Annotated in this window: 26 protein-coding genes; 1 reads left to right on the top strand and 25 read right to left on the bottom strand. The window is 48.2% G+C overall.

Features of this window, described 5'->3' with window-relative positions:
- Nucleotides 1–3: 3 nt before the first annotated feature.
- The 25 genes from NLX78_RS16055 to NLX78_RS15935 form a co-directional block, all read right to left on the bottom strand.
- A complete protein-coding gene (locus tag NLX78_RS16055) occupies nucleotides 4–990 on the bottom strand; it encodes a TRM11 family SAM-dependent methyltransferase (RefSeq protein ID WP_254350958.1) in 987 nt (328 codons plus the stop codon).
- A gap of 13 nt (nucleotides 991–1,003) precedes the next feature.
- Nucleotides 1,004–1,948, bottom strand: a complete 945-nt coding sequence (locus NLX78_RS16050; RefSeq protein ID WP_254350992.1) for an MsnO8 family LLM class oxidoreductase — start codon at nucleotides 1,946–1,948, stop codon at nucleotides 1,004–1,006.
- Between the two features lie 69 nt (nucleotides 1,949–2,017).
- Nucleotides 2,018–3,433, bottom strand: a complete 1,416-nt coding sequence (locus NLX78_RS16045) for a deoxyguanosinetriphosphate triphosphohydrolase family protein (protein ID WP_061830290.1) — start codon at nucleotides 3,431–3,433, stop codon at nucleotides 2,018–2,020.
- Between the two features lie 231 nt (nucleotides 3,434–3,664).
- Nucleotides 3,665–4,576 (bottom strand): nickel transporter permease, encoded by a 912-nt coding sequence (gene nikC, locus NLX78_RS16040; protein ID WP_103048940.1) that lies wholly within the window; start codon nucleotides 4,574–4,576, stop codon nucleotides 3,665–3,667.
- 35 nt (nucleotides 4,577–4,611) lie between these two features.
- Nucleotides 4,612–5,616 (bottom strand): ABC transporter permease, encoded by a 1,005-nt coding sequence (locus NLX78_RS16035; protein WP_069291317.1) that lies wholly within the window; start codon nucleotides 5,614–5,616, stop codon nucleotides 4,612–4,614.
- Between the two features lie 29 nt (nucleotides 5,617–5,645).
- Nucleotides 5,646–7,301 (bottom strand): ABC transporter substrate-binding protein, encoded by a 1,656-nt coding sequence (locus NLX78_RS16030; RefSeq protein WP_254350957.1) that lies wholly within the window; start codon nucleotides 7,299–7,301, stop codon nucleotides 5,646–5,648.
- A gap of 706 nt (nucleotides 7,302–8,007) precedes the next feature.
- Nucleotides 8,008–8,973 carry a glycoside hydrolase family 25 protein gene (locus NLX78_RS16025; protein ID WP_254350956.1) on the bottom strand — a complete coding sequence of 322 codons (966 nt, stop codon included), beginning with the start codon at nucleotides 8,971–8,973 and terminating at the stop codon, nucleotides 8,008–8,010.
- A 158-nt stretch (nucleotides 8,974–9,131) separates the two neighbouring features.
- Entirely contained in the window at nucleotides 9,132–9,578 is a 447-nt protein-coding gene (locus NLX78_RS16020) for a phage holin family protein (RefSeq protein WP_254329338.1), read from the bottom strand.
- Nucleotides 9,579–9,656: 78 nt separating this feature from the next.
- Nucleotides 9,657–9,929, bottom strand: a complete 273-nt coding sequence (locus NLX78_RS16015; RefSeq protein WP_254350955.1) for a hypothetical protein — start codon at nucleotides 9,927–9,929, stop codon at nucleotides 9,657–9,659.
- 56 nt (nucleotides 9,930–9,985) lie between these two features.
- A complete protein-coding gene (locus NLX78_RS16010; protein WP_254350954.1) occupies nucleotides 9,986–10,597 on the bottom strand; it encodes a hypothetical protein in 612 nt (203 codons plus the stop codon).
- Nucleotides 10,598–10,611: 14 nt separating this feature from the next.
- On the bottom strand, nucleotides 10,612–13,173 hold the full coding sequence (locus NLX78_RS16005) for a hypothetical protein (RefSeq protein WP_254350953.1): 2,562 nt from the start codon (nucleotides 13,171–13,173) through the stop codon (nucleotides 10,612–10,614).
- 1 nt (nucleotide 13,174) lies between these two features.
- The gene (locus tag NLX78_RS16000) at nucleotides 13,175–13,849 is read right to left on the bottom strand and encodes a YmfQ family protein (RefSeq protein ID WP_254350952.1); all 675 of its coding nucleotides are present in this window, start codon (nucleotides 13,847–13,849) and stop codon (nucleotides 13,175–13,177) included.
- On the bottom strand, nucleotides 13,842–14,993 hold the full coding sequence (locus NLX78_RS15995) for a baseplate J/gp47 family protein (protein WP_254350951.1): 1,152 nt from the start codon (nucleotides 14,991–14,993) through the stop codon (nucleotides 13,842–13,844). The genes NLX78_RS16000 and NLX78_RS15995 overlap by 8 nt, the downstream gene beginning before the upstream one ends.
- Nucleotides 14,993–15,457 carry a DUF2634 domain-containing protein gene (locus tag NLX78_RS15990; RefSeq protein ID WP_254350950.1) on the bottom strand — a complete coding sequence of 155 codons (465 nt, stop codon included), beginning with the start codon at nucleotides 15,455–15,457 and terminating at the stop codon, nucleotides 14,993–14,995. The genes NLX78_RS15995 and NLX78_RS15990 overlap by 1 nt, the downstream gene beginning before the upstream one ends.
- Entirely contained in the window at nucleotides 15,450–15,857 is a 408-nt protein-coding gene (locus NLX78_RS15985) for a hypothetical protein (RefSeq protein WP_254350949.1), read from the bottom strand. Before NLX78_RS15985 ends, NLX78_RS15990 begins: the two co-directional genes overlap by 8 nt.
- Nucleotides 15,850–16,827, bottom strand: a complete 978-nt coding sequence (locus NLX78_RS15980) for an XkdQ/YqbQ family protein (protein WP_076292306.1) — start codon at nucleotides 16,825–16,827, stop codon at nucleotides 15,850–15,852. The genes NLX78_RS15985 and NLX78_RS15980 overlap by 8 nt, the downstream gene beginning before the upstream one ends.
- Nucleotides 16,824–17,468: a LysM peptidoglycan-binding domain-containing protein gene (locus NLX78_RS15975; RefSeq protein ID WP_029516163.1), complete on the bottom strand. Its 645-nt coding sequence runs from the start codon at nucleotides 17,466–17,468 to the stop codon at nucleotides 16,824–16,826. The genes NLX78_RS15980 and NLX78_RS15975 overlap by 4 nt, the downstream gene beginning before the upstream one ends.
- 36 nt (nucleotides 17,469–17,504) lie before the next feature.
- Nucleotides 17,505–19,274: a hypothetical protein gene (locus tag NLX78_RS15970; RefSeq protein ID WP_254350948.1), complete on the bottom strand. Its 1,770-nt coding sequence runs from the start codon at nucleotides 19,272–19,274 to the stop codon at nucleotides 17,505–17,507.
- A gap of 21 nt (nucleotides 19,275–19,295) precedes the next feature.
- The gene (locus NLX78_RS15965) at nucleotides 19,296–19,436 is read right to left on the bottom strand and encodes a hypothetical protein (RefSeq protein ID WP_153794612.1); all 141 of its coding nucleotides are present in this window, start codon (nucleotides 19,434–19,436) and stop codon (nucleotides 19,296–19,298) included.
- Between the two features lie 14 nt (nucleotides 19,437–19,450).
- The gene (locus NLX78_RS15960) at nucleotides 19,451–19,885 is read right to left on the bottom strand and encodes a phage tail assembly chaperone (RefSeq protein WP_007429164.1); all 435 of its coding nucleotides are present in this window, start codon (nucleotides 19,883–19,885) and stop codon (nucleotides 19,451–19,453) included.
- Nucleotides 19,886–19,961: 76 nt separating this feature from the next.
- Complete coding sequence (locus NLX78_RS15955) at nucleotides 19,962–20,369, bottom strand: phage tail tube protein (protein WP_007429163.1); 408 nt, start codon at nucleotides 20,367–20,369, stop codon at nucleotides 19,962–19,964.
- Between the two features lie 123 nt (nucleotides 20,370–20,492).
- Nucleotides 20,493–21,959, bottom strand: a complete 1,467-nt coding sequence (locus NLX78_RS15950) for a phage tail sheath family protein (protein WP_254350947.1) — start codon at nucleotides 21,957–21,959, stop codon at nucleotides 20,493–20,495.
- A gap of 2 nt (nucleotides 21,960–21,961) precedes the next feature.
- A complete protein-coding gene (locus NLX78_RS15945) occupies nucleotides 21,962–22,180 on the bottom strand; it encodes a YqzN/YkzM domain-containing protein (protein ID WP_028543149.1) in 219 nt (72 codons plus the stop codon).
- Nucleotides 22,181–22,190: 10 nt separating this feature from the next.
- On the bottom strand, nucleotides 22,191–23,051 hold the full coding sequence (locus NLX78_RS15940) for a hypothetical protein (protein ID WP_254350946.1): 861 nt from the start codon (nucleotides 23,049–23,051) through the stop codon (nucleotides 22,191–22,193).
- Between the two features lie 471 nt (nucleotides 23,052–23,522).
- Complete coding sequence (locus NLX78_RS15935; protein WP_013309118.1) at nucleotides 23,523–23,999, bottom strand: ArpU family phage packaging/lysis transcriptional regulator; 477 nt, start codon at nucleotides 23,997–23,999, stop codon at nucleotides 23,523–23,525.
- A 333-nt stretch (nucleotides 24,000–24,332) separates the two neighbouring features.
- On the opposite strand from NLX78_RS15935, the gene NLX78_RS15930 reads away from it, so the two are divergent.
- Nucleotides 24,333–24,806 (top strand): helix-turn-helix domain-containing protein, encoded by a 474-nt coding sequence (locus tag NLX78_RS15930; protein WP_254350945.1) that lies wholly within the window; start codon nucleotides 24,333–24,335, stop codon nucleotides 24,804–24,806.
- Nucleotides 24,807–24,810: the final 4 nt, after the last annotated feature.

The raw sequence follows: 24,810 nt of genomic DNA, 5'->3' as shown, positions 1-24,810 counted from the left end.
ACACTACTTACAGATCCAGATTTCCCGACTCATACCTGTCTTATGTATGCGGCATTGCTCCGTAAGGGTCCAGCCTGACTCGGATAACAATGTTTCCATCGGCTCCGTGCTCACGACCACTGCCCGCGCGGCCAAGCGTCTCAGACTGCGCAGCATCTTCTTTTGTTCATCAGCCGGGAGCACGGAGCACAGGTTATAGGGCATATCCAATATGGCCGCATCGTATGTGCCTTCGAGCATATTCATATCCCCGAGCTTCACTAGATCTTCTTCATATCCAAAATGACGCAAATTCACTCGTGCCCCACGCACCGCCAACGGGTTGATATCACAACCGCGAATATCCTTCCCCATGCTCAATGCCTCAATCATTACATTGCCCATACCACAACACGGGTCTAGCAGTTTCAATGAGCCTGACTCTCCCTTTGCGGCTGTTAGATCAGTTGCTGCCAAATTCACAAGTGCCCTAGCTACCAGAACGGGTAGTCCAGTAGAATAATTTTGCGGCTTCTGACGACGTTCCTGCCACGATCTGTCGCTATACTGACACATGCCCAGTAGCCACCGTTCTCCTATCCGAATAACACCAAGGGTGATATCCGGTGTCTTCATTTGCGCCTGGCCATAAATGCGTGCACCAATTCGGCGTTCGATTCCGCGCCGCTCGTCATAGTCGGCCTCATGGTCACCTTCTTTAAGGCACAACACCTTGAAAGTCTTTCCTTCCTCAAGTTGTAACATAGAGGCTGCTTCGCATAGATCTTCCAGTGTTCCCGCATCTGTCATTACATCCAGCCGAAGATGAATAAACGGGCTGGTCCCCGGTTCCAGCCGCCGATGGGACAACAGGATGGAATCCTGCACGGGCGGCTGACCGAACAAGCATTTCAATTCCAAAAGACACAACTCACGCTCTGTTTCATGACACGCATAGGTATATATGTAGCTTGGTTTCATTTCTTCGATATTCGTTTTCTGTTTATTCATGTCATATCTCTTTTCATTTGGAATCAAGGCTAGAATTTACAGCCTCCGCTATTAGACGGTAGGAGTGAAGCCGCTGCTCATAATCGGGAATCGGTGTGACCAACAGAAACTCATCATTATCATATTTAATCTGCAAGCCGCGTAACCGTTCGGCAATATCCGACGGCGTTCCCACTAGCCAGCTGGCTCGCATTGCCGGATCGCCCAATGAAATCTGAGCAGCCCATTGCTGCGCCAGTTCATTCGTCAAGGCACATACTGCTCCTACAGCCACCATGGTACGTGGCTTGTCCATCCGGTTGGATGGCTGAAAGCTGGAGCGGTAAATGCTTAGCATTTCTTCCGTTTGCTGTTCACTCATAAACTGACCGAATACATAGCCTGTTGAATACTGGGCGGCATATTCGGCACTTTTTCGGTTTGTACCTAGCATCCACACTGCTGGCGGCTGTTCAGGCATCGGCCGGGCAAACACAGGCACCTGTTCATATTCATAAGTACCTTCCAGCAAAGCCAATAGAGCTTCCATCGTCTGTGGCAGCTCCGTCACATGTTGAAGAAAATTACCGCTCAGTGCCATCGAAGCATGAGGTCCCCCACCAGGTGCTCTCCCCAAGCCCAATTCGACTCTGCCAGGATATAGAGCGGCCAGTAGATGAAACCATTCCGCGACCTTGACTGGACTATAATGCGGGAGCAAAATAGCACCCGCACCCAGTTTAATTGTCTTCGTCACCGCCCCGATATGCGACAGCAGCACTTCCGGGCTGGAGGAAGCCAGCCCCTCCATATCATGGTGCTCCGAGGTCCAGTAGCGTGTATATCCCCATGCTTCTGCCTGGCTCGCTAGTTCACCAGCTCGTTGAACCGCCTGCTCCGGGCGGTTACCGGGCAGCAACGGCACCATATCGAGCACACCGAGATTCAACCTTTTTATAGATAAAGACCGAGATTGCATAGACACATCCCTCCCTCCTGCTATCCATTACAAACCAGTTCCTTCTACTATATAGGGGAAATTTAAAGGTCAATCCAGATCATAAATGGAACCCACCTTCAGACCGTATAACTCATTATAGATTTTTTCAGCAAAAGCATCGGTCATACCTGCAATATAGTCTATGACCATATGCTCCCATGTCCAGATCGGTTTCGCCTTGGCTTGGTCGCGCTCATAGCGCTGGAGCCAGTCGCTTGGAATAATAGATTTCGACGTTTCTGGGTCCAGAAAAGCCAGCCACAGCCGTCTGAGCATCCACTCACTCCGTTTTTGCAGTCGCTGTACGCGTAGATCGCGGATCATCGTAACCCAAGCAAAGCTTTTCAACACACTCACAGTGCGCAGCATATCCAAATCTTCGCTTCCATCCCGCACGAAGGTTACCTTTTTCCAATTTCCATCATCAATTACACCCAAGCTGCTGACAAACAGGCTGACCCAGTATGCCTTCACTTCACGGCGAGTACGGGAATAATCGTGTTCACACATCGGCATCTTGCCATTCCACACCTTCAAAAATTCGCTCAGCACAGCCGCTACCTTCTGCTCAATCTGAGCCAGTTGCCAGCCTTGCCAGAAGCTATCCTCCAACGTGGTGATTTTCTCCGTAATCAGACGAATTAAATACGGATCATATAAGAAATGCTCGTGCACCTCGATTTTCCCAGCTTTAATCCCATCCTCCAGATCATGCGCAGAATAAGCGATATCGTCGCACAGGTCCATAAGCTGGGCTTCTAGCGTCTTTTTACCATCAGGGATACCCCAATCCTCGCGGATAGAACGTATGTATTCCCACTCATGCAGGTACAACCCTTTTTTGTTCAGAATCCCCGGGTATGGGTATTTGTTGATCCCCAGTAACACAGCGTCCGACAAATTCAAACCATCCACGTTCTCACGCTTCTCCAAAAACATAATCAGTCGGAAATTGTGCGCGTTCCCTTCAAAATGCTCATAAATTTGTCGCTCACGCGCATAGGCCTCCTGTCCACGCTTGGACTCCGGTGTGAAGCCTCCGGCAGAGGATATCTTTTCTACCTTTGTTTCAATCAGTTGATCCAAAATCCCGTCCAGCACCTCTTCTCCCTTGTGTCCGAACGGTGGATGCCCAAAGTCATGTGCAATGGAAGCACATTCTACCACCTCCGGGTCAATGATCAGTCCTGCGTTATCTGCCTGTTCCAGCTCTACTTCGGGATGGCGGCGCAGCAAGCTTCGTGATGCTTCACGCGCAATTTGCGCTACCTCCAAAGAATGCGTCAGTCGTGTGCGGTAATAATCGCCCGTGCCTGCGCCAAACACCTGTGATTTACCCTGCAATCGCCGGAAAGTCGGTGAATGGATCAAACGGGAGTAGTCCCGTTCATATGCGGCCCGTGAAGCGTCGCTTCGTGTCTGTTCCGCAAATTGCCGATGCTCTCTCTTGTCCTGCCATGTCATAAAGCCCACTCCCTACGTACTCAATTGGAGTGATTATACATTTTTTTCGCGCCTCAGGAAAGCTCACATGACTTTCAGCTGTAAAAGTTACTTTTAGCGCCACTGCGCAGTCGGATGGTGCTTTCTATTCCAATACAAAAAGTGTCATATAAAAAAAGGTGGTCCCCAGCCATTTTCTTCAGGCCAGAGAACACCTCTTTACTCAACTTTATATACCTCATCACTTTTGCTCTAACGCTTTGCCCTCGGGTCCAATACATCCCGCAACCCGTCCCCCATCAGATTAAAGCCCAATACGGTCAGCATGATAGATATCCCCGGAAAGATAACTGTCCACGGCGCGTTCTGGATATATTGCCGCGAATCGGACAACATTTTACCCCACTCTGGCTCAGGAGGTTGTGCACCCAAGCCCAGAAATCCAAGCGCTGCCGCTTCAATGATGGCCGTTCCGATCCCCAACGTTCCCTGTACGATGATTGGTGTCAGGCTGTTAGGCAAAATATAGCGGAGGATGATTCGTGTATTATTGGCTCCAAGCGCTCTAGCAGAAGTGATATACTCCTCCGTTTTGACACTCAGCACCTTAGAGCGAACTAACCGTCCATACGTTGGCACATTGACAATGGCAATGGCGTACAACGCATTTTCCAATGAAGGCCCTAAAATGGCCACAATAGCAATGGCCAGCAAAATCCCCGGAAATGCCAGTAAAATGTCGAATAGCCGCGAAATGGCCATATCTGCCCATTTTCCGTAAAATCCTGCGATTAAACCTAAGGCTGTTCCTACAATCATTGAACCAATAACAGACAAGAAACCGACCCACAACGAGATTCTGGCTCCATACAGCGTGCGAGTCAGTAAATCTCGACCGAGATCATCCGTACCGAACCAATGCTCCGCAGAAGGAGGCTGCAAACGGCTCACCAAGTTTTGCTCTTTATAGTCAAAAGGAGCAATCCACGGCGCGATCAAAGCAATGATGACAAAGAAGATAATAATGCTCAGGCCGACGAACGCCATTTTATTGTGACGGAAAGCCCTCCATGCGTCTCTCCAAGGGCCAGTCACGACAGGCAAATGCGCCAATGTGCTGCGTGTCGTCGGTATGTTGTTGGGTTCCATTGAAAATTGTGACATCGGACAAGCTCCCCCTTGAACAATTGACGACTTGATTACTGATAACGGATACGCCGGTCGAGCACCGCGTACAGCAAATCGACAATCAGATTAATGATGACGAACAGGAACGCTATGATCAGAATTCCGCTTTGAATAACCGGATAGTCACGCGAGCTGATCGCTTCAAAAATGTACCGTCCGATGCCAGGCCAGGCAAAAATGGTTTCTGTCAGTACCGCGCCTCCCAGTAGTGATCCAGTCTGAAGACCGATGACAGTAAGTACGGGGATCGCAGCATTTTTAAGCGCATGTTTGTACACAACTTGAAAAGATGCCAGCCCCTTCGCCCGAGCCGTACGGATATAGTCCGCATCCATAACCTCCAGCATGCTGGAACGAGTAATGCGCGCAATGACCGCCATTGGAATCGTTCCAAGTGCGATACTGGGCAGGATCAAATGCTTGATGACGGTCCATACCTGATCCATACGCCCACCTATGAACGCATCAATCACGGCTAAATGTGTCACAGCTTCCACCGGATCACGGGAATTCATGCGTCCGATGGAAGGAAGCCAATGCAGTTTATTTGCAAAGATCCACTGCTCCATCAAGCCCAGCCAAAAAATCGGCATCGATACCCCGACCAGTGCAATGACCATGCTCACATAGTCAAACCAGGAATTTCGCTTCCAGGCACTCACGATGCCGGCATTCATTCCGACTACAACGGCAAAAAACATGCTTGCTACTGTCAACTCCAGTGTAGCCGCCAGATAAGGGACCATTTCCCGGGCAATCGGCTGCTTGGTGCGAATGGAATCGCCCAAGTCCCCTTGTGCCAGCTCACCTAAATAGGTCCCATATTGCTGTAACCACGGCTTATTCAGCCCCAATTGCTCACGTAGCGCCTGCTTGGACTGTTCCGTAGCCTTATCTCCCAGTATGGTTTCCGCCGGATCTCCCGGAATGGCATGAATAATGGAAAAAACGATGAGCGTCATGCCCAGTAATACAGGAATCAATATGGCCAGTCTTTTTACAATATATGAGTTCATATCCTATTCACCGCCTGCTTGCGTTTGGGCTATTCAAAATAAATATTTCCGTACGCTTCAATACCTGCCGGAGAAGGTACAAAACCCTTGAGATTCGCTTTACCTGCCATCAGCGGTGTGCTGTGAACCAATGGAATCCACGGCGCATCCTGTTTAATAATCACTTGTGCTTCCTTATACATTTCCGCACGCTTGTCCTGATCGACCTCAACCTGCGCCTTCACCAATATTTTGTGGAGTTCCTCATTCACATAAAAACTACGGTTATTGCCTGGAATCGTATCCTTGTCCAGCAATGTATAAAGGAAATTATCCGGGTCACCATTATCCCCGTTCCATCCCAGCATATACAGATCATCCTTTTTCCCCGCCTTAACATCATCCAGATACGTAGCCCATTCCGGGGATTGGATGTTTACTTTGACGCCTATTTTTTCAAAATCGGCTTGAATGGCCTCTGCCACCTTTTTGCCGTCAGGCATATAAGGACGAGATACGGGCATTGCATAGAAGGTTAAAGGCTCGGGAAGCCCGTTAGGAAAGCCCGCTTCCGCCAGCAAAGATTTAGCCTTATCCAGATCATAGGCGTAGTCCTGAATACTATCGTTGTACCCCCATAACGTAGGTGGCATCGGATTGACCGCAGGCTTAGCCTGCCCTGCAAACAATGCATCAATAATAGCCTGCTTGTTCACTGCGTGATTCAGTGCCTGCCGCACCTTGGGATTATTGAATGTTTTTTTCTTTAAATTAAAGCCAATGTACGCCACATTAAAGGAGGGACGTTCAATTTTCACCAAATCGCTATTGCCGTCTAACTGCTTTGCATCATCCGGGTTCAAATCCTCCATCAGGTCAATTTCCCCGTTTTGCAGAGCATTAAATCGTGCGGTATTGTCGGGTATGGAGCGAACAATGATCTTAGCCAGCTTCGGCTGCCCCTCTTTCCAATAGTTTGGATTCTTCTCCAGCGTGATGGTATCGTTCCGTTTCCATTCCTTAAATACAAAAGGCCCCGTGCCGACCGGATTACTCTTGAAATCAGCCTTTTTCTCCTGAATAGCCTTGGGACTTGAAATACTAAAGGATGGCATAGCGATATTTTGTAAAAACGGCGCCTGCGGCTTGTTTAGTGTAAACTGGACGCTGTTCGCATCTACCGCTTTAACCTCCTTAATCACCCTACTTCCTTCAGGACCGAACATAGAATCATAATAGTCAAACGAGTCACCTTCAAATTTGTATGGACTTTTCGGATCAGCCCAGCGGTCAAAGTTAAACACAACCGCTTCTGCGTTAAAGTCACTTCCGTCATGGAATTTCACACCCTGACGCAGCTTGAACGTATAGACCAGTCCATCCGGTGATACTTCCCAGCTCTCTGCAAGCCCCGGTTGGATCTCCGTTGTATTTTCCTTATATTCCAGCAGTGTGTCGAACACTTGCATTCCGATTTTTAGCGACTCGCTTTCAGTCACAATGGCAGGATCTAGCGCCACGGAATCTCCGCCGCGTCCATAAATGAGCGTGTCCTGCACGCCCTCTCCTGCTCCGCTTGGTGTTTTCCCTGCCTCTGGCTTTGCTCCTTCACCTGATCCCCCACAACCGGAAAGCGCCAAAACAGCTCCTAGCGCAAGCACCAGCAGAACGGTCCAGATTTTGTGTTTTGCATACTTTTTGCTCATGCAGCAAACCCCTTTCACACCTTATATATTGTTAATACGTTGATACCGGATGAATGCCAATTCCTTTAGATTGACATGACAAGCTTGTCCTCAAGCTGTGGTCCCAAATTCCGAGTTCATCAAATAGGTGTAGTAGGACAGAAGTGTTCATAAACTAGTGGTGTAAGAGATGCTGTAGGGTAATGAATAGATGTGATGTAATAAATAGAAAGAGGAGATGTCAGGTCGTGGTGAAAGTGTGATATATACTCACAAATAGTGAATATTATGCTCAAACAAAGTTGATTATTGGATACTTTACTATAAAATCTGGAAGCAGACAAGGGGGTTTTTCATACATTACCATATGTTTTTATACATCATGTCAATTAATATTACAAACCAATTTATACAATCATATCAAATAAATACTCCTGCTTGGGGTCTTCAACCTCCAAGCAGGAGCATGATCTTACCTCAAAAATGTATTCAGCACCAAACCTACAGGGTCCTTTACAGCTCGATCCGGCTGGTAGACATACTGCATTTTCACCCAATGATTCACACTTTTAAAGCGTTCGAGTTCAGCTTATGTAAAAATCATGAAGAACATTACTTTACAATAAGTGCAGGCGGTTGCCTCTGAACCGCCTGTCAATTTACGTTTCAGGTGTATGGCTTGGTTTACATGAAAATAATCCCTTCCGGGCATATGATTTGCAAAAGGTCATTTATTTTTTTTAAACACATCCAGACGGTTCAGTACGACCAGTAAGCGATAAAAATCGTAACTGCTTGGCAGTTTCGCATCCACAATCGGGCTTGCCGGATTAAATGCAACAGCGGCAGCCATCGCTTCCTTCGCCCAGGTCGGTACAGGCATAGCCTGACGCCCCTCCAATTCAGCTACCCGCTGATCCACCTTTTTAATATAAGCGCTTTGTTCATTCAACGTCTGCTTGAGCACATCTTTGCTGTTTTCAAGAGCGGCGATCTGCTGCTGCAGGGCCTTAAATGCCGCTTTTTCCTCTGCTGTCATTGGCTCATCCCCCACTTCTCCTGCAAATGCTTGGCGTAGCTCGGCCTCTGTTCCGGCGTATACATTCAGGTCAACCGGCCCTTGAATTCCATCAACCCGTCCACTATCGCTGTATTGCCAAAAGTCCCAGTTCTTCCAAGCTGTGGTGTCACCGGGCACCCATGTACTATAACGTGCAATCCACAGCATATAACTACCCAATGGCGCTTTGAAATGGGCAGCAAAAGCATTCCCTGTATATACCATCGGCTTACGGCCGCTTACCCGTTCAAATTCCGTTAAAAATGCCAACGCAACCTCATGAATCGCGGCCGAGCTAAGCCCTCCCGGATTATTTTCGTAATCCATTACCGCCGGCAAGTCCAGCGCTTTCGCACCACCCACCTGATCCAGCACCTCGGTGAAATGCCTGGCTTCCGCTTTTGCTGCGTTTACACTGGTTGCATCTACAAAATGGTAAGCTCCCAACAGAATCCCGGCTGCCTTGATCCCTTTTGAATTCGTGATAAATGTCGGATCGACGTAATGCTGTCCTTGACTCGCTTTAATAAATGCAAACGATTTACCATCGGCTCGTACACGCTTCCAATCAATTGTTCCCTGATATCGGGATACGTCAATGCCTTCGGCAGCGTTAGGGCTGCGATTCTGCATAAGGCGTTCCCTCCTTATCATTCATAATGTTGTAGCTCACTCTGTCTCTGTTATCCATATGCTTGGACCATCCATACGGTCTGGGCTTTTCCACTTTTACACCGAAAAAAGGGCAAAAAGGTAGTCTGCCTATTTTGTAGTGGCCACTGGTGGCACTTTTATGAAGCTTTATTTTCTTTGTCGGAAGGGTCGGTTGGCTTTATTTTTTCTCCACTCGACTTGGACTCAAAAATAGCTACCGCATTCCGCAAAATATCCGGCATCGGCACTCCCATTCTGCCCACATTTTCAATAATGGACAACAGCTCGTTCGCTAAATAAAAGAAAACGACGGCATCCCGGAAGTAATGTGCATCCCCGAGAATACCGTCGATTAGATGAGCTACCGTAATGAGCAAAAACACGGTAACCTTGCGAAAAATACCGTAATACCCCTGGCGGCTTTTGAGCTCCCCATTAATCCAGGCCGCTGCCCATCCGGTGAAAAAGTCGATCACGACCATCCACCACAGCAACGTCAACATTGTGGTCCACCCCCCAAAAAAATAACCGATCAAGGTCCCCGTGGAAAGCCCCAGCCAAATCTGATCGATCTTTTCATACATGTTTGTTCCCCCTTTTGAACCTAGGTGTAAAATGAATGCCCTTGGACTGATCCAAGGGCAAATAAACATTTTTTTGTTTTATTCTCTATACTGTTTTTTACGAAAAATAGAGTTATACCATTTACCCGTTTCTTCCTGTTTATTCAGAGCATTGGTTGATGATGAATTATCTACGTTGCCCGCTACTAGATCAGAACACTTGGATAAAATAATCTTCATTACTTGTTCACGTTGTTCTTCATCTAAAGCGTAGCTTCCCATGATCGTTGCTATATCGCCCTCTCCTCGCTCATAGCGGGTGATGCAAGCATGAGCACAAATACGCATTTGAGCCTCTGTTAAAGGTGTCATGTTTATAGTTTCACCTCTTTTAAATTAAATTTCATGCTGCTATCTGTCAGATTACGTCATTTCCCTGTGTTACCAAGCATGAGCTGGGTCAGCGTCACTTCGAGATCTGCAATACGCTGCTTCAATTGGTCTGTCTCACTTGGCTGTTGCTCTGCTTTTTGTGTCAGTTCCTTAATTGCTTCCTCACTCAATCCTTCACTCCAGAATGTCGTTGGGTCTCTTCGTTCTGGAGCCATGAATGTCTGAGCAAAATGCACAGGTTCATCCCCGCGTTCGTTTTCCGGCTTGTTTCGCCATTCATCATGCAACTTCTGAAATAAAGCTTGGGATTCGTTTTTCAACTGCTCATAGGCTTTTTGCGCTTCTATCAGCTTTTGATTATATTCCGCTTCATAGGTCAGCCAACCTTGGATATCAAAACGAGGATGGTATAGACCAGGTGATACTGGAATTCCTACTGTATAACCAGTAAGGATTCTTTCTGAATTGGTTGCATCTATGATACTAGGGCTACTGTCAGTAAGCTGATAAATGTCTGGCTGCTGATTTGTATCAGATAGCGTAGGCGAAGATGGACTATAAAAAGGAAGGATACCTGAAAAGGCATCGTCCACCAGCTCGTCCTCTAGATAGAGACCGTTTGTATTTACTTTAGGTACTGCTTTCATTTGTCAGACCTCCTTTATTTTTCTGCGAGAAATGGCGGCAAACTGTCCAAACTAACCCACCCAGCATCTGTTACCGTGGTACCAAATACAGGTACTATCAAAACACTGCCATTAGAGCCAATATTGACACGTCCTAAAACATCACGCGTATTATCGGTATTTGCCGCCACTACTGCTACAATTGTTAGCGCTGGTCTGTACCCTACTGGCAATTGGAATACCGGAGTTCCGAATGTTCCAGGTTTAACTACGCCTTTTACGTGGACATACCCCGCCGAATCCTTTAAGTAAGACACCAGACTTATATCTGTAGCCCTGTTAGTCCACCCATTAAGCAGCGTAGGCGTAAGCCATGCAGGATTATCTTTGTCAGCCTTCTTGTTCTCTACCACGGACAGGCGCGTATTAGCCTGTTGCACACTGTCCACCAAGTCCGCAAGTAGCGTTTTTTCGTTGGCTGCGTAGGAACCTGTGAACGGTACGACTGGCGAACGGTCAAGCATAAGGTACGTGGTGCTGTAGGATGCTGCTGGATCGAACTTATAAGCTGGTATCCAAGCCTGAATTAAGCCGTAGACATCCCACACATCGGACGCATGTCCGATTACTGACCAATTATCGTCCTTGCCGTTTTTAAAAACCGTAAAAATCTTATTAGTGCGCCATTTAAGTTTACCAAGCCCGTTTAGAGAACCGTTAATCCAATATTGATTGTTGGATATTCCAGGCTTGGATTCCTCCCTAACAACTATACCCGTACCTACTTCAACCTGATTATCGCCTTCGACAAATGATAGCTGCCCCTCTGATGCGATAGGCTCTACTGTAGGTGTTGCAAGTTTGTATACAAGTTGATACGGCATGTACCCTGTATAAGACTGTTGCGGTACGGATTGAGTAAAGTTAGCTGCGCCCACACGTTGAACCCAATATTTAGTACCTGTACCCGACCATGTAGCTGTAGTCATGGCTTGAGCATTTGCAGGAGTGATGGTATTAGCGTCATAGGCTTTGTAGCCAAAAAAGTACGCTTTGATATCATCTTGTGACGGCTCGTATCCGTCTGCCCACCCACTGTCTGCAACCGATATAGTCAGACCCACAACCCCTGATTCTGGACTAAGGTGGGATTGATCCGGCCCAGTTAAAGGGAAAACATGCTGGATTAACTTACCGTCAAACTTTGTTATCCTCTCACTGTCAACAAAACCATTATTAACAGGAACACGAACACCCTTATATCCCCCACCTGACCCAAAGTAAACCCAAGGTAACGCCCCGTCCAGAGTCATGCCTTGCCATTTCTTAGACTTAAAGTATTGCCCGTCACGTTCGAAAACTGTATCCGCATTAGCGCCTATAACTGGATCGGCGTACAGGTCTGTTTGCAATGCTAACATTGAGTCTTCTCGTGGTTTGAACAGCTTGGCTGTACTGCCGACGTTAAGCATAGGATTTTTGAAGGTATAGGACCCTGCTATTGGCGGCGCAACTACCCACATTCTCATATAAACAGCATTAGCGGGGGCAGTTAACGTCGCCGTGTTAGCATCAATAAACCCAGTAGACAGTAAAACAGTGTCCTTAGCAGCATTCAGGAAATCGAATCCTATCAAACCACTGCCAACCCTTTCAAGCGAGAAAGTATACGAAGTTCCCGGGACAGTCGGCATATGGTAAGTAACAGCGGTATTGACCGAAGTTCCCGCCGCTACCGTTATTGTCTGTTCGTAGGCTCCACTGATTTTGGCGGCACTGTTCGACTCCCACTCATAAAAGCTCGGCGATAGATTTTCCCCGTATCGTATCGCATATGGATTACGTACAGGCATTACACTATCAACATACGGATACCTAGCTCCGGCCTGTGCTGGCGTAAGGCTTGCGGCAGCTGCATAATCTGCATCGCTGATCTCATACACGCGCACACTATCCATATTAAACGTATTACCAGTCGTACCCGTGCCTGTAATGGTAACAATATGAAAATATTCCTTCGCCGTAAACCGTACAACAGACGGCGCAAAAACAGAGCCAGAAGTTACCTCATTACCCACAGCACCGACAATACCATTTACTGATATCGCCACCTTGCTGGTATTACCACTTTTCACGTCTGCTATTGCGATATATTTTCGACTAGGCGTGGTCAAAAAACTTGCAGACGCCGTTGCTGGTACACTGCCTAGTGTAATTTTAAATGAACTGCTGCCGTTGGTTTTGTTGTTAGAGTCTATTGCAATAGCTACATTCGAGGACCACTCGCTTACTGTCTCGCAGTTCCCCATCCGCCCCAACAAATTCACTAACATACGTCCGCTCAGGCCCGTCAACGAAAATGGCGCAGTCTTTTCCGCATGAACAATTTGCACCCCGGGTTCGAGAGTCACTGCCTTACGCTCCGTCGTATCCAGACGCTTCTTGATCTCATTTACACCATCATTCACGTCACCTGCGAAATCATCTACAGAACGCCAGTTTTGGTCCAAATACTTCTCCAGATCAAAATACGTGGTTTTGGGCGATGTGCGGTCAATTTGATTTAAACCAAGATTTGGTGTTTTTTCGCTTGCCATGTTATGCGCCACCTCCTAAATATCTATCCTGTGTTGTATGTTCATTTTCATAGAGGGTCATAGACTCAACTTCAGCAATGGTCAGGTAGCGTAATTTGTACTCCACCGCCATATGAGCGGGCTTGATCTCCTCAATGGCTGCTTTAAGATCCTCCACGTTGGGCGGAATCCCGATGGTATCCATAAATTTGACGGTAAATCCCCATTCGGCGGGATGAAAGATAACATCTACCGTGCCTCCGTCGTACGCTTCAGCTACATTTTTGACAAGCCGGCCGGAAAAGGTTCCTGCCCCTCGCAGCTTCGATTCCACCACAGCACGCCGTTGGTCCAATGGCTTCGCCAGGTCGGTTTCGATCCCCAGCTCCATTTCCCAGCGTTCCAACCCCCAAGTGGCGGTACGTACGAAAAACTGTCCCACCGTTGCATCCATCGCAAGATACAAGGCGTCCAGTTCGCTTCCTTTAGCATCCATATCGGCACGCATCACACGTGAGGTTTCATAATAGGCAGGCAAATAGGAAAGCAGCTCGCGTCCCCGCTCGCTGCTCATTTGGCTCAATGTATCTCCCGCTATAGTTACTCGATTAACAAAAGTGTCACTACGGTTTGCACGTTTTCCCTGGTCTGGGTTATTCAATAAATCTTCAAAACTGTTCGTTCCATTGTTACTCACTGACGCTCACCGTCCCCAGCACTGCCACCTGACCTGATCCAATCTCAATATTCTGATTGCTCTGTCCATTGATTTTCAGTTCAGAGAAATCAATAATAATTGGAATGTCGAGCAAAACAGCAGAAATCCGGGTATACCGTACCAACGGGTCTTCCTTGTAAAAAGCAAGCTGCTTCAAATACGTCCGCACACCGCTTTCGATCAGCTTTTTGATTTCATCCAATGTGGACGGCTTCTCTTTGGTACGCTGTACCTTGACTGAGATGTTAATTTCCACTTCTGTCGCTGGCATGATCGTCACCACAGGACCCGCTGGTGCCAGCCCTTCTCCTTGCCCATCCTGCGTCGGATCAATATACTTTTGCACCGCAGCCACGATATCCGGGCTGGCTGCTCGTTTGTCCGTATCCAGTACATATAACCCCACTGTTCCTGGCCCTTTCCAGAGCGGAACAACTTCTACGCCACCCACTCCAGCAATTTCATTCGCCCACTGGGTATACTGCGCCTTGTTGCCGCTTGTGCCTTGGTTCCGCACCTTGGCATAAAATCGCTCCAGCAACAGCTGGTCGCTCTCAACGTCTGTACCGCTTTTTGTTTCCTCCGTATTGATCACAGAGGCGACCCCGCTAACCGGGGTTGCCATCACTTGGATGACACCCGCAGGCACATTGCCGCTACGCCCGGGATTGACCGCCCGAATAGCTGCTTCCCCAACACCTTGTTCATCCAGCGTGACCGTTGCCGTGGTCGCATATTCAATGGAAGCTTCCCCGGATACATCATCTGCCGGGGTCGCCACCAACGTTCCCGCCGGAACGGTCGTTCCCGCTGTGCCCTTGAACGTGACCATACCTGAGGCAGCAACCGCTTCTCGCCGTGTCACCCCATGCTCTGCTGTCCGCAAATCCAACTCCGGCGAGCGAAAATCCGGATTATCGCTGGCTGCGGTGCTGGCAAAGCCACGTCGCAGCAGCTCCTGCGCCCAGATTGCGGCTTCGGATAGCATAAAAGCCACTGGCGCCTGCGCATCCCAAATAAAAGAGCCCTCGGACTTATCCATGTCCGAAGGCACTTTTTCCAACATCCGATTTAAAATTCCCTCTTCCGTCTGGTCTACCAAATATTCCGGCAAGTCTGCCATTAGATCACCACACTTTCCACAATTTCCGTTTCATCTCGCACGTTCGTAATCTGGCAGCTAAAATGGCACGCCTCACCTTCCCAGCGAAACGTGAATTGATCCACACTAGCCGTACGTGCATCTGCTAGTAACGCCTCCGTGACCATGCGTTTAATTTCACTTTCCTGCACACCGTGCCCATAGCTGCTGCCAATCAGCTCCTCCAGCTCGCTACCATAGTCAGGTGAATAGATCACATGCCGGTAGCGAGGAGTGCGAATCGCTTTTTCACACCACTGTACCCAGGCTTCTTTCTCGCCTGTAGTCACGATTTTACGGCTAGGGCTCATAACAAACTCACCAGCTTCAAAATCAAACCGCCAGCTTCGACCAAATACTGCACGGTTATCCTCCAGTACATCCGGGTCGGTCATATCCGTGTCTGTCCAAGTCATATCATCTGTTTCGGGAAATAAATTAGCCACGTCCACTCACCACCTTGCACACGACCACCACATCGTTACCGCTATTCACCCGAACCGCAAGTACACGATCTCCGGGCTTGAGCCCTTCGTTCAAACGTAGATTCACATCCTCCAGCTCGTCTTCCCCGATATAAAAGGAAGTTTTCAGCTCTTTGCCTTCCCAATTTTCCGATTCAACTGCGGTTGAGGTGCCTTTATACATATGACGTGGTACAGACAGCAGCCCCGGTAGCTCGGCGACCAAATAATCCTGAAGCTCATGTTTAAAATCGTCCAGCTTGAGTCCCGTGGATGTGATCGTTCCTAGTACCGCGCCTACCCCACTCAGTGCTTGCTTGGTATGCTTATGAAATGAAGATTGCAGCGCAGTAGCCAAATGCCCATAGGGGTCCTTATTCAAGGTAAAACCTCCTTTTCACATCGTCATACGTTCCGAGCTCCAGCGACATACTGCCAGGGTTGCCTAATTCCCTGCTCACTGAAATGACCAACAACTTTATGGAGCCTAACATTACCGCGTCTCCTGCTCGAATCGTGTTCATATCCGGTGCATTTACCGATATCGTTTGTTGTATGCCTCTCAGCTTACTTTTGGCCAACTCACGTGCTGCTGCACCAGACTTGACTTCGTCATCCTGCACGATCACCTGAAGTGTCCCATATTTGGCAATGTCCTTCTCCTCAAGCGCCATCACCTTGGACGGTACCTCATTGCCTGATTCACTAGCCGCCGTAGCCAACACCTTCACCCTCGTGGCCGCACCTTCCAGCGTACGGGACTGTGTCGTATCAGTCACTCTCTCCAAAACATACACATCTTTGTTCGTTCCCAGCTCGTACAGCTCCAACCCGGAAGAAATCATCCGTGGATGATACAGCTTTCCCCCCGCCTTTGCCGTTTCGCGCAGATCTCCCAGCATCATAGAATAGATAGACTGTGTGCGGTATACGGCGCGTCCCAGCGATTTTTTTGTATCTGGCAATGAAGCGATTTTCAGCTTCCAGTCCCTAGCATACTTCTGAAAACGCTGAGTAGCCGTCTGCTTGGCAGGAAGTAAATATTCATCTTCGGACTTGTCCAAATACACCGTACGGTCATATAACGTCAGCGTCATACGTTTGAGCCCGTTGTTAGAGGTTTCTACTTCCCAGATCACTGCGGGGGACAACAAGGGAACATAATCTTTTTTACCATAAGGAATTCCGCTAACCCGGATCGACATCCCTGGAGAAATCGGCGGCATATCCGACGTAACGACCAGATTGACCGTGCCCTGATAGGCGATTTGCTCCAGCGAATCCCTCAAATTAATGTTCTCCACAAGCGGAGACAAATCATATTTATCCTGTAAAATGACTTTATAGCTCATGACAACACCAGCTTTTGCCCCGGTTTAATTGCATTCGGATTTTGTCCAATAACCTTTTTGTTAAGCTGATAAATACGACTCCATTGGGAGCTATCCCCCAACTCGAGCTTGGCAATTTTGGACAAGGAATCCCCGGACTTAACCGTATATATTTTTTTCTTTTCTTTCATATCTGTGCGGGGCTTTTTGTTGACCGTAGCCGCCTTACTTCCTGTACCACCAGCTTTTTTGGCAACTTTCATATCACTCCAGGTCCGCAGTGACAGATCAAAATTCACATCCCCATACTCGCCGCCGCGAAAGATCGAATTATGAGATGCCACAATTACTGGTACATTCACGGCTGTCTCCGTAATGATAAAACGTAGCGGGTTTTTGGATAACAAAAAGCCATTCAACGTGTTCATGGCCTCCTGAGGATCAGGGATATCTTTATATGTGCAATACGCTGGATTGTATTCTTTCGGAAAAAAAGAAGAGAAGGAGATTTCCTTCACCTTCTCCCCTTGCGGGAAGTCAAACTCCCCATAGGATAAAATCGTCGTTGTATCAAATCCTTTTTGCCGTGAGATCGTCACTTCCTCAGGATTTACTGGAAACTGAAATTTTTTCCCTTTACCATCCGTTAAACTAAATTCCATCTCTTTCCTCCTTCCCCATTACTCCCATCTACCGTATTACTTAGCTACAGCGCCTACAGGCTTGGTGTTCTGCGTTGCACGCAGAATTTCAGCTTTGAGACGGTAGCCAATTTGCGTAATAAGCCCATCCACATCCAGCTTGTTCTCATGTACAGTGACCTGTACAGCCCCCGCAGGAAGATTGAATTGGTTGGTGGTTTCCGTTTTAAAATCCTTCAAAAAGCCAGACAGTGTTCCCATTTGTTCAGGACTGATCTGTACTACTTGAGGTGTCGGATTACCATTACCTTTGCCTTTAGCTTTGGCTCCATTGTTCGCATGAGCCGCAGTATTCAGTAGTGGGTTTGGATTGACTCCCTGGTTAGCTATAGCCATCGGTCCATAAGGATTAGGGACGCCTTTTGCACCTGGTTGCGGAGGTACGTTTGCAACTGCACGAGCACTATAATTTATAGCCATAGGCGTTAAGGGCTCAAATGACTTACCTAAATTCGAATGAGGTGGGATTGCTGGTTTAGAGGTTGCTGGTTTAGGTACTTCAGGCGGCTTAGCTGGCTCTTTCTTAGGTTCATCTTTTTTACCAAAAGAAAAGAAATCAGAAAAGCCTTTACCGAAGTCTCCAGCCTTATCCGAAAGCCAGCCTGTAACCTGGGAAGCTTTTTCTCCAAGGAATTTACCAGCGGACTTCGCTTTGTCCATCATGGCTGGACCATAATCTGAGACTAATCCGCCAATTTTACCTCCAATCCAATCACCTGCCATACTCCCTAATGTAGAGCCAATAACAGTACCTGCTCCTGGAATCACTGAACCTACAATACCTCCGACGGCTCCCAATACTCCCCCTCCTATAGCAGAGCCTACAGCTTGTGAGCGTTCTTTACCAGGAGCGGACTGAGCGATATTCATAATATCCATCCCATAACTTAAAGGTCCCAACAGTTTTTTCGCTCCACCTTTTAAAAGGTTCTTAAATAAGCCTGATCCGGCTTCCTCAGCTGCACCAGCAGTGCTTGGGTTTATAATGCTAGAAGCCGCGCTAGAAACTGCATCTATAGCAGCACTGCCACCGCTTTTAATATTCCCAATTATTCCACCGCCGCCTTTAAAAAAATCCATTCCGCCTTCCAGCATATCTCCAGTACCGCCGAAGCTTTCAAAAAGTTCACCAGTAACCTTGCCTAATTCTGCTCTGTTCTCCCATATTTTTTTCGCACCATTAGCTATTTTTTGTCTTCTTGTAGTTCCTCCTGCTGATTTGACCTTACCCCATTCCGTTTTAAATGCTGCTCCTTTAGTTTTTAATTCGGAAAATCCTTTCATGCCTTCGCCAAACTTTTTGACACCCCCGAGGGTATCTTTAAGATTTTCCAAAAAACCCTTTGGCTCTTCTTCTTTCGTCCCACCACCGAGTTTCAGAGAGCCTAACTTAGTACTCAAATCCGCAATAGCAGCCGTATTGGCCTCTACAGCAGTAGTATTTGCTTTCAAAACCGTACTCAGATTGTTATCAGACTTAACCGGACCTGCTTTAGCAGTGCCGCTATTCACCTTCACATTTACATTCCCCGAAGCGTTAATAATCTGGGATTTGACCCGATTAATCTTGTTCAACAGATTATCCAATCCTTTGGAAGCCATATCGTTCAGCACAATTTCCGGGGCCATGCGAGTGCGGCCGATTTTCAAAACACGGCCTTGAATCCGCTCAAAATAGCGTTCCATTGCACGCAACTCTCTGTTCGCCTTAATGACGTTTTTAGGATCAATCACAAGGTTCATGCGGTAATTTAATGCTTCTGCCATCTATCATGTTCACCTCCTTGTTTATGCTTTTGAAGCTGCTATGCTATCCATTTCCTGTTCGGCAAACGCCAGCAGCAGCATACGCTCACCGCGAGGAAGCCGCCAAAAGTCTCCGGGGCGGAGGTGGTGCCGGACCCACAAGTGGTACAGCATCGTCGTCATTCCCCCGGAGCCGATTAGTTTTTTAGATCAGCAATCTCAACGCCAAAACCGGACAGTTCCAGCACCTTATCCCCTACTGCATCCAGTTCACCCGCCAGCAGCATACGGCGGACGGACTGTTCACCACCGGACAGCTTCAAGCGGCTTGTAATCCGGGGATCGCCCCAACCATTAAGGGACAAGCCTTTCACTTCCAGCTTGCCGGTAGCTTCCGAAATCAACAAGGCGTTGAACGTTTCAGTATCTACCTTCTCATCCACTGCACCCTTTACGGTTCGGCGAATCGTGCAGCGCTCACGAATGCTGTCCACCTTGCTGGAGGTCAGGCCGTGCAGCACAATTTTCATATCAAGGCGCTTGATACGAACCGTTTCCTCCGGTAGTTTTTCAGCGGCCTCAAACAGACTGTCCAAAATTTGTTCTTCTGTCATATTCTCATTCAAGCTCATAAGTCATTCTCCCTTATTGTTTATTTGTATTTGGGGAACGGAACGCCTCACAGCATCCCATCCCCCGTTTTCCAATTTAGTTTGCTACAATCGGATCTAGCAGCTCATAGCCTTCAAAGGTGAAGGTCGTTTCTTCCTGTACTTCTTCACCTGCTGTCCAGTTGGCCAGTTGGATTTTGTCAGGAGTGCAACGAATAAGACGAATACTTTCATGTCCGAAGGCTTCTGGATCATCCAATTTTGTAATAATCTCAAAACGGTTAAAACCGCGACGAATCATATCGGATGTGACCTTGTAGCCACTCATCGTTCCCGTTCCCTTTTTGATACCGCGCTTGTGCACCTTCCACTCGTTGCCCACGAGATTCAGCTCGCGTTTTTCCATCTCTACGCTAGCTTCCAGCTTATTGATATTCGTCTGCCACACCCCGTCCACATGCGCCTGACCATACGTACCTAAAATGACTCTTGAAGCATCCAACATTTCTTTTTCCTCCTCAAAATAATCCATAATATAGTTCAGGATTTTATAAAATCCTCGTTGTTAACAAGCTACTTCATTTCTACTGATTGCCTGCGAAATGCTTATACACGTAAAAATGCTTATTTATTGCACGTAAAATGTGCCGAACAGCTGCTCCATCACGTCGGTGAGCTTCACGTTCCATTGCAGGAACACTTGATCCGGCTCCGGTTTGATGACTGGCGCATCACCGTAGTAAGCCGGGTCGAGAATGACATCGTAGCCGTCTGCTTCAATGACGTTGCTCAGCGACAGCTGTGCCAGGTATTCTTTGATTGCACCGATAAGCGCCAGACGACCTTCCACCGTGTTGTTGATTTTGCCAATGTATGTCTCTTCGGCTGCACGCTGCAAGTCAGCGTTAATAGCGTCCATAACGCGGATGGAACGGATTTTCTTCCATGCGTTGTTTTGTCCGGCAGACGGGTTTACCAAGCTGTTAATCCCACGCAGCGCTTTGACCTGACGTCCGTCGAAGAACAGCAGGAAGACACCATTACGGACAGCCTGCTCCTGCTCGGAACGTGTCCAGCGGCGGGTTACATCCTCAAAAGGCGTAACCGCATACGTTGCCGATTGATTCAGACGTTGGCCTGCGATCAGTCCGGCTACATAAGCAGCCGTTTGGGCAGAACTGTAGTCCGTACCTGCCAGACGTACGCCTGTACCGACGTTCACGATGCCTTCATGGTTCAGTGCCAGGGAACGTGCAGAGGCTACGCTGACGGCTGTTTTGGACACATCATCTGCCACAGAACCACCGAATACAGCGATTACGCCTTTACCTTCGTTGCGGACACGCTTGATCCAGGCAGCAAAGCTTTGCAGCAATGCCAGATCAGCTGCATAATCCAGGGCCAAGACATTAAATTCCTGTCCTTCAAGCGCCTCCTGCATCGCGATGTAATCGGCATTAACCAGCTTGCTATTGCCGCTGTTGCCGCCAGTGAGGTGTACGCCGCTGACATCCACCGGAATGCCGCCGTCGCCGACAACCTCAGCCTTCACCCATACGTTTTCGCTGTTCTCGTTCATGGCCTTGGCAATGGAGGCAGCCGTACCGTCACTGCCTTTGTACGTACCGAGCAGCTTGGTTCCTTCATAAAGGCGCACCTCACGTGCTTGCTCATCACCCAAAGTTGGCTGTACAGTTACAGCAAAACCATTACCACGGCTACCTGTATACAAAGCCTTCAGGCGCAGCACATCCGCTGGGGTCTCACCGCCGCTTTTCAGCGTCACAGATGCTTCAGCAGCTGTATCATCTGCCAAACGGTAAGCTAACAGCTTTTTCGGACCGCCCAGCAGAGCCAGATACAGCGTCGAATACGCGGTCGCCCCGTCCAGACTGTCACCCGAAAAGATTTGACTAATTGCCGTTTCACTGCCGATCTCTACAAACTCACGTACAGGGCCCCAATTCGCCTTAACCGGTACAACGACCGTACCACGCGACCCACCTTGAATCGCTGAAGCTGCTGCTGCCTGAAAATTCATATACAAACCCGGCAATACCGGTTTATTCGTGTTTTCCCATGTTCCGCCTGCCATAATTAGTCCACCTTCGCTTTCATAAATTGTTCGATTTTAGTGTGTGCTTCTGCTACTGTAAACAGCTTGTCCTGTGTGCCAAAAAAGGCGCCTGCCAGCACTTCTTCTTTCACGGAAAACAATTGTTCTGCGTGCTCCTTTAGCTCCTCCAGCGTATAGCGGGGGCCACTTGCTTCCTGCCCGGAATGTACCGGGGCCTTCTCATGGTTTTCCAAGGTCACTCGGACCACCTCATTTCAAAATAGGATGAATTTCCACTCTGCGAATCAACGCCGCTTCCTCAGCTGGGCGCATACGCCGCTGTACCAGCATCAGCCGAAGCTGACCATCTAAAATGGCATCCGCCTGCACATCGGCTGAAGCTTCAGCTGTAGACATATAACGGCCCTTGTCCTGATCCAGAGGAAGTTGGATTTGAGCGGCAAAGCCCTCGATCAGTGCGGAAGCTGCGCGGTTTTCTTCAGTGGTGTCCGGGGCGGTAATATGCCCGATGAACCGTTTGCGCAGCTCATACATGGAGGCTCCCGCCATCCTAGTTTCGCAGCCGCTCATCCGCCATAGTACCGCTTGCCGCCCCGGCTGTGCGGGCCATGCGTCGGCGTATACCGACCACGTTTCGCCCAGTTGCTTCTGCGTCCAGCGGACCAGCGCGGCCAGCCACTCTTCCGGCTGTGTAGCACCGCTTGCTGGAACGGCCAAACCACCTTCCGTCTCAGGCACATACACGCCAAAACGCAGCGTTCTATAGGCCTTGCCCGTAACAGTGTCCAGCTTTTCTGCATCTCGCACGCCCAAATAGTGCGCGGTAAAAGCCGATGTGTCCTCACCTGCACCTGTCACTGGTTCCCGGTGCAGCCCGGCAATCAGGGCATTCGCCCATACATCAGCCTGCGCCAGCCCGGCTTGTCCTGCGTACAGCTTGATGCGAACAACCTGCCGATAGCCGGCCCAGGAAGACTTCCAGATTTCCTCGCCCAGCGCCATAACAGCATACGGCTCCTCTGCCGTCTGCGACGGTGGCTGAACATCGTATACACGCCCTTGCAGCGCTGGAATAATTTCAATGAGCTTTTGCTTAAAGGCTTGTCTCATCCTGCGGCATGCCACCTTTGCGTACCCTGCGTTCGCATGTTGTGGCTATTCAGCCAGGCTTTTTTCCACTTCCGTGTTCTCAGCTGGCGTAGCCTCGTACTCATGCATTGCAGCATCCCTTGCTTAGGCAACACGACTCCTCCTTTCTATTCAACGAATTCATCGGGAACCGACAGAGACAATCACCGCATGAAAAAACCGGCCTTAATGGCCGGCTAACGTTTGACTGTGTGTGTCTTCGGTATGTCCTCTTGTCTTGATTCCCGATGATATAATCTTACACCCTAATAACAAATGCGTTGCCGGGGAAATGGACGATAAAAGCAGAGACTAGGGATGAAGTTGGGAGGTTTTTCGAGAACATGTGTTCCTGTCATGAAAAAAGGCCTTGATCCCTGTTATTACAGGAAATCAAAGCCTTTTAGGAAACGATTTTAAAATAGAAATGAGAACAAGTGGATAATTATTACATTACCCTAATTTTCGATCCGCGCCCTTCTGCAAGCCTGCCAGATTCAAAACGCCTTGGTCCGCCAGCGCAAGCGCCATTTTGTAAAAAGCACGCGTACGAAGCTTCGTATACGTATCCTTGCTGACTGGCGGGTCTAACACATAATTGTAAACCTTGTAATCAAACACATCGTCATCCTTTAAATAACGTTCACGGATGAGCAGCTGTTCGCGTTCATTCAAGCGACTCACTACCGCATCCACCATTTCGCAGTAGGCCAAGCGGGCGGCAGGAGCATCTACATTATATACGGCTGTCCGAGCCGTTGGATCGCTTGTCACATTCGTTGGTCCGTTCGGGCGATCCGTATAGCCAGCAGTAATAAAGCTCTCCCGATCCATAAAAGTAATCGTTTTATAAATTCGGTATTTCTCAAACACACCCTCCAATGCATTCTGCGTTTTGCGACGGTCCAATTCGGGTAAGTTATTTCTCATGTAAAGCAACACTCCTTATCTTATGCCTTTTGACAATGATGTATTTTTAAATGAGGATTTTGCACTTCGAAGCGACTGGAATCGAATTTTGCAAAAATCCTGAAATAGAAAAACGCTCGTGTTTACAATTTGTTCCCCTTTTGTTCGTATCTTGAGTATAACATAACATTATTTAGGATAGGTATCCATCGTCAAAAAAAGCAGTATAGCTCCAAAAACAGGATATTCGCTTCATTTTTCTATGCCTTTTGGCATATTACGTGCTTTTACTATTTACCTAATGGTATAATAAAACTAATATCTATGATTCTCTTGCAGAAAGGAGCCCCCATTGTGGAACAGCCAGCATTCGGAACTTACTTAAAGCAGCAGCGTGAGCACAAACAATGGAGCATCAACCAGTTGGCAGATGCTGCAGGTATTAGCAATTCACAAATTTCCCGCATTGAAAATGGACTGCGCGGAATTCCCAAACCCTCCACTCTCCGCAAAATAGCGGACGCGCTTAGCGTATCCTATACCGAAATGATGAAGGCCGCCGGATATTGGGGAGACGATGATTCAATGGAGCAAAGTCCACATGAACTTTATCCTTCTACTGTGCCGGAATGGACAACCTCTAAAGACCGCCGGGATTTTAAAAAAATGCTGGAGGAAGACGACGAATTAATGTTCGATGGCATTCCGCTGGATGAAAAAGACCGCCAACGGATCAAAGACGTGCTGACAGGTCTGTTCTGGGAAGCCAAGCAGATGAACAAACATAAAAAGCCCAAAGAGCCCCGAACGGGCAAAGATCAGGGATAGCAGG

The sequence above is a fragment of the Paenibacillus sp. Lou8.1 genome, assembly GCF_024213565.1.
Lineage (GTDB): Bacteria > Bacillota > Bacilli > Paenibacillales > Paenibacillaceae > Paenibacillus > Paenibacillus polymyxa_B.
This window is presented reverse-complemented; position numbering and strand designations above follow the sequence as displayed.

Excerpts from the sequence above, each read along its gene's own strand:
- NLX78_RS16010 (WP_254350954.1), bottom strand. The coding sequence starts at position 10,597 with ATGAAAGCAGTACCTAAAGTAAATACAAACGGTCTCTATCTAGAGGAC.
- NLX78_RS15935 (WP_013309118.1), bottom strand. The coding sequence starts at position 23,999 with ATGAGAAATAACTTACCCGAATTGGACCGTCGCAAAACGCAGAATGCA.
- NLX78_RS16015 (WP_254350955.1), bottom strand. The coding sequence starts at position 9,929 with ATGACACCTTTAACAGAGGCTCAAATGCGTATTTGTGCTCATGCTTGC.
- NLX78_RS16005 (WP_254350953.1), bottom strand. The coding sequence starts at position 13,173 with ATGGCAAGCGAAAAAACACCAAATCTTGGTTTAAATCAAATTGACCGC.
- NLX78_RS16045 (WP_061830290.1), bottom strand. The coding sequence starts at position 3,433 with ATGACATGGCAGGACAAGAGAGAGCATCGGCAATTTGCGGAACAGACA.
- NLX78_RS15940 (WP_254350946.1), bottom strand. The coding sequence starts at position 23,051 with ATGAGACAAGCCTTTAAGCAAAAGCTCATTGAAATTATTCCAGCGCTG.
- NLX78_RS16035 (WP_069291317.1), bottom strand. The coding sequence starts at position 5,616 with ATGAACTCATATATTGTAAAAAGACTGGCCATATTGATTCCTGTATTA.
- NLX78_RS16020 (WP_254329338.1), bottom strand. The coding sequence starts at position 9,578 with ATGTATGAAAAGATCGATCAGATTTGGCTGGGGCTTTCCACGGGGACC.
- NLX78_RS15975 (WP_029516163.1), bottom strand. The coding sequence starts at position 17,468 with ATGGAATTTAGTTTAACGGATGGTAAAGGGAAAAAATTTCAGTTTCCA.
- NLX78_RS16055 (WP_254350958.1), bottom strand. The coding sequence starts at position 990 with ATGAATAAACAGAAAACGAATATCGAAGAAATGAAACCAAGCTACATA.
- NLX78_RS15980 (WP_076292306.1), bottom strand. The coding sequence starts at position 16,827 with ATGAGCTATAAAGTCATTTTACAGGATAAATATGATTTGTCTCCGCTT.
- NLX78_RS16050 (WP_254350992.1), bottom strand. The coding sequence starts at position 1,948 with ATGCAATCTCGGTCTTTATCTATAAAAAGGTTGAATCTCGGTGTGCTC.
- NLX78_RS15955 (WP_007429163.1), bottom strand. The coding sequence starts at position 20,369 with ATGTTGGATGCTTCAAGAGTCATTTTAGGTACGTATGGTCAGGCGCAT.
- NLX78_RS15950 (WP_254350947.1), bottom strand. The coding sequence starts at position 21,959 with ATGGCAGGCGGAACATGGGAAAACACGAATAAACCGGTATTGCCGGGT.
- NLX78_RS15965 (WP_153794612.1), bottom strand. The coding sequence starts at position 19,436 with ATGACGACGATGCTGTACCACTTGTGGGTCCGGCACCACCTCCGCCCC.
- NLX78_RS16025 (WP_254350956.1), bottom strand. The coding sequence starts at position 8,973 with ATGCAGAATCGCAGCCCTAACGCTGCCGAAGGCATTGACGTATCCCGA.
- NLX78_RS15995 (WP_254350951.1), bottom strand. The coding sequence starts at position 14,993 with ATGGCAGACTTGCCGGAATATTTGGTAGACCAGACGGAAGAGGGAATT.
- nikC (WP_103048940.1), bottom strand. The coding sequence starts at position 4,576 with ATGTCACAATTTTCAATGGAACCCAACAACATACCGACGACACGCAGC.
- NLX78_RS15970 (WP_254350948.1), bottom strand. The coding sequence starts at position 19,274 with ATGGCAGAAGCATTAAATTACCGCATGAACCTTGTGATTGATCCTAAA.
- NLX78_RS16030 (WP_254350957.1), bottom strand. The coding sequence starts at position 7,301 with ATGAGCAAAAAGTATGCAAAACACAAAATCTGGACCGTTCTGCTGGTG.
- NLX78_RS15960 (WP_007429164.1), bottom strand. The coding sequence starts at position 19,885 with ATGAGCTTGAATGAGAATATGACAGAAGAACAAATTTTGGACAGTCTG.